Origin of the sequence: Kitasatospora sp. NPDC058243 (assembly GCF_042882025.1) — a bacterium.
GTDB lineage: Bacteria > Actinomycetota > Actinomycetes > Streptomycetales > Streptomycetaceae > Kitasatospora.
This window is the reverse complement of record NZ_JBHVWW010000124.1, coordinates 1-9,047: the sequence shown is the minus strand read 5'-3', so window position 1 is coordinate 9,047 and position 9,047 is coordinate 1. Positions and strand designations below refer to the sequence as shown.

At 73.6% G+C, this 9,047-nt stretch carries 8 protein-coding genes; 5 read left to right on the top strand and 3 right to left on the bottom strand.

Translation table 11 applies throughout. The annotated features are described in order from the left end of the window. The 4 genes from ACFVX9_RS39080 to ACFVX9_RS39065 all read left to right on the top strand — a co-directional run. On the top strand, positions 1–694 hold a 694-nt coding region (locus ACFVX9_RS39080), incomplete at its 5' end, for a polysaccharide deacetylase family protein (protein WP_387986981.1). A 177-nt stretch (positions 695–871) separates the two neighbouring features. After that, on the top strand, positions 872–1,204 hold the full coding sequence (locus tag ACFVX9_RS39075; RefSeq protein WP_380377278.1) for a hypothetical protein: 333 nt from the start codon (positions 872–874) through the stop codon (positions 1,202–1,204). 139 nt (positions 1,205–1,343) lie between these two features. Then, positions 1,344–2,216 carry a sulfurtransferase gene (locus ACFVX9_RS39070; RefSeq protein ID WP_380377277.1) on the top strand — a complete coding sequence of 291 codons (873 nt, stop codon included), beginning with the start codon at positions 1,344–1,346 and terminating at the stop codon, positions 2,214–2,216. A gap of 187 nt (positions 2,217–2,403) precedes the next feature. Further along, a complete protein-coding gene (locus tag ACFVX9_RS39065) occupies positions 2,404–3,930 on the top strand; it encodes a M1 family metallopeptidase (RefSeq protein WP_380377274.1) in 1,527 nt (508 codons plus the stop codon). A gap of 101 nt (positions 3,931–4,031) precedes the next feature. Here the strand turns inward: ACFVX9_RS39065 and ACFVX9_RS39060 are convergent, their stop codons facing one another. The 3 genes from ACFVX9_RS39060 to ACFVX9_RS39050 form a co-directional block, all read right to left on the bottom strand. After that, positions 4,032–4,880, bottom strand: a complete 849-nt coding sequence (locus tag ACFVX9_RS39060) for an aminoglycoside N(3)-acetyltransferase (RefSeq protein ID WP_380377273.1) — start codon at positions 4,878–4,880, stop codon at positions 4,032–4,034. 142 nt (positions 4,881–5,022) lie between these two features. Continuing rightward, positions 5,023–5,994: an NAD-dependent epimerase/dehydratase family protein gene (locus ACFVX9_RS39055; RefSeq protein ID WP_380377272.1), complete on the bottom strand. Its 972-nt coding sequence runs from the start codon at positions 5,992–5,994 to the stop codon at positions 5,023–5,025. A 108-nt stretch (positions 5,995–6,102) separates the two neighbouring features. Then, the gene (locus ACFVX9_RS39050; RefSeq protein WP_380377271.1) at positions 6,103–7,452 is read right to left on the bottom strand and encodes a condensation domain-containing protein; all 1,350 of its coding nucleotides are present in this window, start codon (positions 7,450–7,452) and stop codon (positions 6,103–6,105) included. Positions 7,453–7,682: 230 nt separating this feature from the next. Here ACFVX9_RS39050 and ACFVX9_RS39045 point away from each other — a divergent pair, with 230 nt between their 5' ends. Then, entirely contained in the window at positions 7,683–8,954 is a 1,272-nt protein-coding gene (locus tag ACFVX9_RS39045; protein ID WP_380424599.1) for an MFS transporter, read from the top strand. Positions 8,955–9,047 lie beyond the last annotated feature (93 nt).

Genomic DNA, 9,047 nt, shown 5'->3' with positions numbered 1-9,047 from the left:
GGCCGCCGCCTCCGCCGCGCCCCCGCAGGCCGCCCCGGCCCCGCCGACACCCGCCGCCGCCCCGCCGCCGATGCCCGCCCGCCGGCGGCTCACGGAGGAGGAGGCCAAGCCGGTCAACCAACTCGACCCGGGCCAACGGGTGGTGGGGCTCACCATCGACGACGGGCCGGATCCCCGGTACACGCCGACCGTCCTGGCGCTGCTCCAGCAGTACGGGATCCGGGCGACCTTCTTCCTGGTCGGCGAGTGCGCCGTCGAGAACACCGGGCTGGTGCGGGAGATCGCGGACCACGGCCACCACATCGGCAACCACACCTGGACCCACCCCGACCTGCGGCACATGTCCGACGAGGCGGTGCGGGACGAGCTGGAGCGCACCTCCGACCTGCTGTACCGGACCACCGGGCGCCAGCCGTCCTGGTTCCGCGCGCCCGGCGGGGACTGGTCGCCGGTCGCGATCAGGGTGACCACCGAACTCGGGATGCGGCCGATGGGCTGGACGGTGGACCCGGAGGACTGGGCCACGCCCGGGACCTCGGTGATCGCCGAGCGGATCCTCAAGAACGTCCGGCCCGGGTCGATCGTGCTCAACCACGACGGCGGCGGCGACCGGTCACAGACGGTGGCGGCGCTGAAGGCGTACCTGCCGGTGCTGGTCGACCAGGGGTACTCCTTCTCGGCCCCGGCGAACTGAGTGCGGGCGCGGGGCGGCGGGTGCGGGTGACGGTTCCCGGTAGAAGTCGCGGCTTTGCCGCTTAAACCACCTGAAAGAGTGGATTGGGAGAACCGTTTCTGCTGATTTTGGGCCTCTAGGGTGATCTCGCATCAATGCATCAGGTACCACCAGGTACCTCCTGAAAGGCCATCAATCATGCGTCTCCGCAACACCGCACTCGCCGTCGCCAGCGCCGTCGCCCTCGTCCTCGCCGTTCCGACCTCCGCCAACGCCGCCACCGGCGACTTCCTCTACAAGGTCGGCCGTCTCCCCGGCACGCCGGCCGGGCTCGCCGACCCGGAGAGCCGCGTGTGCATCAACCTGTTCGGGGCCACCGACAAGGACCCGGCCTTCGCGCCGGAGAACCTCACCACCTCGACGGCCACCGTCTTCCTGGACTACGACTGCGACGGCGACGTCTACTACGTCATGAACCCCGGCAAGAAGCTCGGCGACCGGCTGAAGCTGCGCTCCGTGATCTTCTCCTGAGCCGGGTGGCCCGGGCCGGACGGTCGGCGTAGCGTCGAACTGTCCGGCCCGGTCGCCGGCGCCCCGCCGTGCCCGTGCGCGGCTCGCTGTGCCCCTGGTCGGGCGCCGAAAGCCTGGGCAGAGCGAAGGAGGGCCTGGGATGACCGGCAACGGCTACGCACACCCCGAGGCGCTGGTCCGCACCGAGTGGCTGGCCCGCCACTTGGACGACGGGACGATCCGGGTCGTCGAGGTGGACGAGGACACCGCCGCCTACGACCGGGACCACATCCCCGGCGCGATCGGCTGGAACTGGACCACCGACCTGCACAGCCGGGTCGGCCGCGACTACGCCGGCCGGGAGGGCGTCCAGCACCTGCTGCGGGCGGCCGGCGTGGAGGACGACACCACCGTGGTGCTCTACGGGGGCAACAACAACTGGTTCGCCGCGTACGCCTACTGGCTGCTGCGGCTGCGCGGCTTCGGGCCCGTGCGGCTGCTGGACGGCGGGCGCAAGAAGTGGGAGCTGGAGGGGCGCGGGCTCACCGAAGAGGTGATGGACTACCAGCACACCTCCTACCGGCTGACCGGGCCCGAGCGCCCGGAGCTGCGGGCGCTGCGGGACGAAGTGCTCGGCAAGGCCGAGCTGTTCGCCAAGCCCGGTTCGGACGCGGTGCTGGTCGACGTCCGCTCGCCCGCCGAGTACCGGGGCGAGCTGATCGCGCCGCCGCACCTGCCGCAGGAGCAGGCGCAGGTGCCCGGGCACATCCCCGGCGCGGTGAACGTCCCCTGGTCGCAGGCGGCCAACGACGACGGGTCGTTCCGCTCGGCGGAGGAACTGCGGGCGCTGTACGGGGGGAAGGGTGTGGAACCGGAGCGCGAGGTGATCGCGTACTGCCGGATCGGCGAACGGTCGGCGCACACCTGGTTCGCGCTCACCGAGCTGCTGGGGTACCCGCACGTGAAGAACTACGACGGCTCGTGGACGGAGTACGGCTCGCTGGTGCGGGCGCCGGTGACGCTCGGCGGGTGAGGGGGGCGGGGGCCGGGGCGTGAGGGGCGGGTGGGGCGCAGGGGGTCCCCGGGGTGTGTGGCGGTGTCGCGGCGGCGCCATGTCGGCCTGTTTCTTTTCATGAACATCTCACAATTGGGGAGTGGACCGGGAGCCGCCGGGACATGGATCGATCCGACCCATCGTCCCAGTGACCCTGGAGGACCACGTGCGCAAGAGGCTGATCGTCTCTGCTGCCAGCGCCCTGAGCCTGTTCCTGGCCGTCCCCGCCTCGGCGGCCGACTTCCAACCCGGCGCGGCCGGCATCGGAGACCCGTACTACCCGACCTACGGGAACGGCGGGTACCGCGTCTCGCACTACGACATCCGGCTGAAATACCAGCCCGCCACCGACGAACTGGAGGGCGCCACCACCATCCTCGCCACGGCGACCGAGAACCTCTCCCGCTTCAACCTCGACTTCGCGCTGAACGTCCAGGAGGTCCGGGTCAACGGACGTCCGGCGACCTTCGCCACCAGCGGGGAGCAGGAGCTGGAGGTCACGCCCGCCCGGCCGCTCGCCAAGGGCAGCCAGGCCACCGTGGTGGTCCGCTACAAGGGCGTCCCGTCCACCGTGAAGAAGTACGGCTTCACCGCCTGGCTGCGCACGCCGGACGGCGCGGTGGCCGCCGGTGAGCCCGAGTCGGCGTGGTGGTGGTTCCCGAGCAACGACCACCCGAGCGACAAGGCCACCTTCGACGTCTCGGTCCAGGTGCCGGACGGCAACCAGGTGATCAGCAACGGCATCCTGGCCGGCGCCGTCTCCCAGGCCGGCTGGACCCGCTACAGCTGGCGCGAGAACAAGCCGCAGGCGACCTACCTGGCCACCCTCGCGGTCGGCAAGTTCGACGTCACGACCGACTCCACGCCGAGCGGGCTGCCCGTCTACAACGCGTACAGCAAGGACCTCGGCGAGAACACCGACGCGGCCAAGGCCAGCGTCGAGCGCACCGGCGAGATCGTCGACTGGCTGAGCGGCTACTTCGGCGACTACCCGTTCAGCTCCGTCGGCGGCTACGTGCCCAACGTCAAGACCGGCTTCGCCCTGGAGACCCAGACCCGGGTCTTCTACAGCCCCCGGCAGTTCGCGCGCGGCTCCAACACCTCCGTCGTCGTGCACGAGCTGGCCCACCAGTGGTACGGCGACAGCGTCTCGGTCTCGCACTGGAGCGACATCTGGCTGAACGAGGGCTTCGCCCGGTACTCGCAGTTCCTCTGGTCCGAGCACGAGAACGAGGGCACGGCGCAGGAAATCGCCGACTACGTCTACGCCTCGCACCCGGCCGACGACCCCTTCTGGACCGTCAAGCCGGGCGACCCGGGCGCCGCCAACCAGTTCGCGAACGCCGTCTACGACCGGGGCGCGGTGGCCATCCAGGCGCTGCGCAATGCCGTCGGGGACGACAAGTTCTTCCAGATCCTGAAGGGCTGGCCCACCGAGCGCCGCTACGGCAACGCCTCCGTCCCGGAGTTCCAGGCGTACGCCGAGAAGGTCTCCGGGAAGAAGCTCGGGGACCTCTTCGCCACCTGGCTGTTCACGGCCTCGAAGCCGGCCGTCGGGCCGGCGCCGGCCGCAGCGGCGGCCTCGCTCGCGCCGGGTGCGGGCGCGGGACAGGCCGACGGGCAGCTGCCGGCGGAGCCGAAGTCCTGGAAGAAGATCCAGGAGACCAACTCGCTGCACGACGAGGAGCATTGAGGTCTGGGTGCGTTGAGCCCCCGGATGTGACCTGGTGATCTGGTGACCTGGTGACGGGCGTGGTCCGGTCGGCCGCTTGAGGAAGCGGGCGGTCGATCGGGTTACGCCGCTCCGAGGCCGTCCGCCGCCAGCAGCTCGGTGAGGCGGCGGACGGCGAAGGGTATGAGCTCCCGGACCGGGATCAGCCGGCAGGGCGCGTTGCCGACCAGCACCTCGCGGATGCCCGCCCGCTCCTCGAACTCCTTTCCCACGAGCGGGAAGTGGGTGTCGTTGTCGTCGCCCACGTCGGGCGCCTCGATCCAGACCCGCTCGCCCTGGATCGCCATCGGGAAGCGCCGGAGCTTGAGGCGGCGGTTGGGCGCGAAGGTCTCGGCGTAGTGCAGGAAGGTGTTGCGGTTGTGCCCGACACCGATCAGCAGCACGTACCCGCCGAGGTCGTGCAGCGCGCCGAAGGGCGACTCGCGGCCGACCGCGAAGCCCAGCGAGCGGCGGGCGGTGACCTCGCGGGCGTGCGCCCCGACCGCGGCGACCGAGGCCTGCGGATGCGTGCTGCGCAGGCTCTCCGACAGCGCGCGCAGCGCCTCCGGTACGGCGCCCATCGGGGAGGGGAGCCCGGGGTGGAACAGCGGGACGGCGGCGCGCCGTTCGGCGACCTCGGGGCTCGGCAGGCCGGCGTGCTCCGGTGCCGGGTCCCGGACGACGGCGGTGGTGAAGGTGGGCACCGCGACCGTGCCGCCGGGCCCGACCGCCTCGCGCAGGCTGGCCACCACGGCCGCGGCGCCGCCGTCGACCCGGCCGAGGCTGGAGAGCGAGGAGTGCACGATCATCGCCATGCCCTCGCGGACGCCCACCCGCCGCCAGCCGTCGACGAGATCGGCGGTGCTGAGCGGTGCGTCGAGCGGGGTGGTGCGCGGGCCGGCGCTGTGCGCGGTGGTGCGGTGCGCGGTCATGGTGCCCCCTGGCGGTGCTGTGCAGGTGCTGGTGGGATCGTTCGGGGCCGACCATAGCGCGTGACACTGACAACCGGTCAGGACGGGCTGGCCGTCCGGCAGTCCGTCCTGACCGGTCGTGCTGTGCAGGGTCGGCGGCCGTTCAGGGCCTCGACCCCGTCGCTTCGGCCAGCACCCGGGCCTCCTGCTCGGGCGTGAAGCCGTGGCCGAGGGGCGGTTCGCCGCGCTCGCGGTCCCAGGCGAGCACGTCGGCGGCGGTGACCGCGAGCGGGGTCGCCGGCAGCCCGGCCGCCCTGGCCCGGGCGGCGCTGCGCTGCTGTCCGGGCCAGAGCGGCGCGGCCCGGACCAGCGGGAAGAACGGCGGCGGCGCGCTCTCCGGCGGCACCGGGACGACCTCCACCTCGGCGCCCGCGACCTCGGCACAGGTGGCGATCAGCCCGCCCAGCGTGGTCGGCTCGGCCGGGCCGACGGCGTGGAAGGCGCCCGCCCGGCCGTCCTGGAGCAGCCGGACCACCAGCCGGGCCAGGTCGCGCACGTCGACCACCTGGACGGGCTGCTCCGGCCGCCCCGGCAGCGCGATCCGCCCGCCCCGGGCGGCCCGGCGCGCCCAGTAGGTGAGCCCGCGCTGCTCGTCGTGGGGGCCGGCCACCTTTCCGGGGCGCACGATCGTCGCCCGGTCTCCGTAGCGGGCGGTGACGTCGTCCTCGCAGGCGACCTTGAGCCGGCCGTACGTCTCCTCGGTGAGCTGCTCGGCGTCGCGCAGGGGTGCGCGGCGCGGGGCGGACTCGTCCGAGCCGGGGGCGAGGCCGGCGCGCTCGTACACCGCGTGGCTGGAGATGAACAGGTAGCGGCCGACCCGGTCGCCGAGTGCGTCCATGGCCTGGCCGACCTGGCGGGGGCGGTAGCCGCTGACGTCCACCACCGCGTCCCAGCGGCCGCGCAGGGCGGTGTAGTCGCCGGTGTCGCGGTCGCCGATCAGGTGGGCGGCGGCGGGGAAGAGACCGGGGTTGGTCCGGCCGCGGGTGAACAGGGCGACCTCGGCGCCGCCGCGCAGGGCGTCGTCGGCGATTGCGCGGCCGACGAAGGAGGTGCCGCCGAGGAGGAGGATCCGCATGGGCCCAGCGTAGCGGCGGGGCCAACGGGCCCGGGGGGAGCGGCGGGTGGCGGGGAGGCGCCGGAGGGCGCCGCGTGGTGCGCGGTGCCCTCCGGTCTCGGGACAGGCCTAGGTTGCTCCGAGGGTGCGGGCCTCGGTGAGGATCAACTCCTCGATCCCGTACAGGAAGCGCTCCATCGCCGGACGCGGGAGCACCGCGGGGTCGGCCGTCATGGTCAGGCTCAGTGCGCCCGGGGACTGCAGTGCGTCCAGGGCGTAGGTCAGGCCGGGGCGGGGCTCGAACTCCACCGGCCAGGTCAGGGTGGTCTCCTCGCCCGTCCCGGTGTCGGGGGAGGCGGTGACCAGCTCGCGGGTGTCGTTGAAGATGCAGGACCGGTCCGCGAGCGGGACGCCCTCGGCGGCGAGCCGCCCGATCTCGGCCTGCAGTCGCAGCTTGTCGTAGTAGGCGTGGCGGTAGGCGCCGATCGCGGCGGCGTTCGTGCGCCGGACGACGTCCCTGAACTCGGCGGTGGCGTCCGGGAGGTGGAACAGCCCGTCGCCCGCGACCACGCTCACCGCGTTGGTCAGCTCGGGCAGGAAGCGGTTGTTCACCACGACGTTCAGCACCGCCTCCGTCGAGCCCGACAGCCGGGCCGTCATCGCCGCCGTCGCCGCGAGCAGCACCGAGGAGGGCGTCACCCGGTGGGCGGCCGCCACCTGGTCCACGGCGCGGGGCAGCGCGGGCGAGCGCAGGACGGCGTTCGGGAACCTGGCGCCCGGCGTGGCCGGCTCGCCGGGCGGGGGGAACAGCCGGGCCGGGGCCAGCCGGAGCTTGCGCAGGAACTGTTTGCGGGCGCCCTCGTCCCGCCGCCGACCGCGCTCGGAGGCCTGGAACTCCGCCTCTTCCAGCGGCTGTTGGGCGGGCTCGCGGATCTTGGCCAGTTCGTCCGGCGAGGTGCCCTGGCAGAGCGCGGTCAGGTCGGCCACCAGGCGGTTCATCCCCGTGCCGTCCACCGCGGTGTGCGAGAGCACCAGGCTCACGTACCGGGCCGACCCGCCCGCCTCCACCACGCCGACCCGGATCGGCCACTGGGTGGCGGTGTCGAACGGCAGTGCCGCCAGCTCCTCGTGCAGCCGCGCGCCCGCCTCGACCGGATCGGCCGGCTCCGCGCAGTGCCGCACCTCCACCTCCAACCGGCCCTCGGCGTCGACCACTTGGTGTAACCGGCCGGCCTCGCCCGGCACCAGGCGGGTGTGCAGCGAGTCGTGCAGGTGGAGCAGCCCCTCCAGGCCGGCGAGCAGGGCGGGCAGCGGCAGCCCGGGGTCGAGCGGCGCCGCCGCGGCGATGTTGTAGCGCGGCGCGTCGGCCGGGGTGAGCCGGCTCAGGACGTCCCAGATGGCCTGTTGGCCCCAGGTGGCAGGGCCGGACCCGGCCCGGCCGGACGAGAAGGCGATCTCCAGCAGTTGACGAGTGGTCACCGTGTGGCTCTCCGATGTGGCGGTGGATCGTGACGTCGTGCCGGTGCGTTGGGAGCGCGGATGCTGCTGGGGAGAGTGTGGCGCACCGCCCGCCCGCCGTCGAGGTCCGAGGTTCGGGGCCCGGCGGGTGTGCGGCCGGGGCTTCCGCATCTATCTCGACGTGAAGTATCTTGATGTCGAGATTGATGTCGATCATGCAACGGGGGCCTGCCATGCGGGGGAACGGACTGATGGCGCAGCTGCGGAAGCCGCCGGGCGGGCGCGACGCGCGGATCATGCTGCTGGCGCAGTGCGTCGACCGGACCGGGAGCGGGGTGTGGGCGGCGGCCTCGGTGCTGTACTTCACCTACGTGTGCGGGATGGACGCCCGGCAGCTCGGCGTGCTGCTGGGCGTGGGCGCGGCGGCGGGGATCGCCGGGTCCCCGCTCGCCGGGCGGGCGGCCGAACGGCTGCCGGTGCGGTGGCTGCTGATCGGGTGCCACCTGCTGCGGATCGGAACGATGGGCCTGCTGCTGGTCGTCGACGACTTCGCCACGCTGCTCCCCGCCGTCGCCCTGACCTGTCTGGCCGAACGCGCGGCCAAGACCCTGGAGATGCTGTTCGCCACCCGGATCGCGGGCGAGCGGCGCGGCACGTACCAGGCGCTGTTCCGCAGCGTGGCCAACGCCGGGTACGCGCTCGGCGCGGGCATCGCGGCGATCGGCCTGGCGATGGGCACCACGAACGCCTACCGCGCGCTGATCGTGGCCAACGCACTCTCCTTCGCCCTCGCCGCCGTCCTGGTCTGGCGCACCCGGGAGCCGGCCGGGCGCGGCCTGGTCGCCGCGGCCTCCGAGGAGGAACCCGCCGCCGCGGCAGCCGCTCCGAGCCCCTGGCGCGACCGGGGCTACCTGCTGTTCGTTGCGCTGGACATGCCGCTGAACCTGGACGACTCGATCCTCAACGTCGGCCTGCCGCTCTGGCTCGTCCACCACACCGGCGCGCCGCACGCCGTCGTCCCGGTCTTCCTGATCCTCAACACGGTGCTCGTGGTGCTCCTGCAACTGCGCGTCTCGGCGCGGGCGCAGGGCCCGCGCGGGGCAGCCGCGGCGGTGGGCTGGTACGGCCTGACGCTGCTCGGCTGCTGCCTGCTGACCGCGCTCGCCACCGGCGGCGGGCCTTGGACGGCCTCGCTCGCGCTGCTGGCCGCGGCGATGCTCGTCACGCTGGCGGAGCTGATGCGCTCGGTCAGCTCCTGGGAGCTGGCGGTCGTCCTGGCGCCCCCAGGGGCCCAGGCCTCCTACCTGGGGGTGGCCGGGATGGCCCAGTCGGTGCAGAAGTCGGTGGGCCCGCTGCTGCTCACCGGCGTGGTGATGACGGCCGGTCCGGCCGGCTGGCTGGCCCTCGGCGCGGCGACCGTCGGCCTCGGCGCGCTCCAGCGCCGGGCCGGCCTGCGCCGGCTGGCGGCCCTGGCCGGCCCGGCGGCCGAGCCGTCGCCGCGGGTGGGGGCGGCGGTCGGCTGATCCGGCGCGTCGCGGCCGGGGGGGGTCCGCCGGGCCCAGAGCAGGGGATGGAGGGGGCGTCAGGGGACCGCGAAGTACCGGGGGGGGGAGGGA

Excerpts from the sequence above, each read along its gene's own strand:
- ACFVX9_RS39075 (WP_380377278.1), top strand. The coding sequence starts at position 872 with ATGCGTCTCCGCAACACCGCACTCGCCGTCGCCAGCGCCGTCGCCCTC.
- ACFVX9_RS39070 (WP_380377277.1), top strand. The coding sequence starts at position 1,344 with ATGACCGGCAACGGCTACGCACACCCCGAGGCGCTGGTCCGCACCGAG.
- ACFVX9_RS39060 (WP_380377273.1), bottom strand. The coding sequence starts at position 4,880 with ATGACCGCGCACCGCACCACCGCGCACAGCGCCGGCCCGCGCACCACC.
- ACFVX9_RS39055 (WP_380377272.1), bottom strand. The coding sequence starts at position 5,994 with ATGCGGATCCTCCTCCTCGGCGGCACCTCCTTCGTCGGCCGCGCAATC.
- ACFVX9_RS39045 (WP_380424599.1), top strand. The coding sequence starts at position 7,683 with ATGGCGCAGCTGCGGAAGCCGCCGGGCGGGCGCGACGCGCGGATCATG.